Annotated in this window: 1 protein-coding gene; it reads right to left on the reverse strand. The window is 75.5% G+C overall.

The genetic code is table 11. The annotated features are described in order from the left end of the window. Positions 1-56: 56 nt before the first annotated feature. Positions 57-176: a ubiquitin family protein gene (locus AC5RUJ_RS19010; RefSeq protein ID WP_494156609.1), complete on the reverse strand. Its 120-nt coding sequence runs from the start codon at positions 174-176 to the stop codon at positions 57-59. Between the last annotated feature and the right edge of the window lie 110 nt (positions 177-286).

A 286-nucleotide genomic window follows, 5' to 3' on the forward strand; every position in this document is an offset into this window, starting at 1 on the left:
CCCCGGCGGCCGGGGACCGGCCGTCGTCCGCCTCCTTGGGGATGAGGGGGGCGCGGTCAGCCGCCGGCGAACGGCGGCAGGATGTCAATCACGTCGTCTGCCGCCAGCGGTGCCTGCCGGTCCTTCCACGCCACCTCGTTGCGCAGGAAACTGCTCCGGGCGAGGACCGACTCCATGGAGGGAGCGGACGACCTGCCGGGTGCGGCAGGCATCGGACGCCCGCCTCCAGCCGAGGGGACGGCCCCGGCACCGGCGGGCACCGGTTCCTTCGCCGCCGCGGTGCTGT

Source organism: Arthrobacter sp. Y3223164, from assembly GCF_059091005.1.

Bases quoted from the DNA above. Each gene is read 5' to 3' on its own strand.
- AC5RUJ_RS19010 (WP_494156609.1), bottom strand. From the start codon at position 176: ATGGAGTCGGTCCTCGCCCGGAGCAGTTTCCTGCGCAACGAGGTGGCG.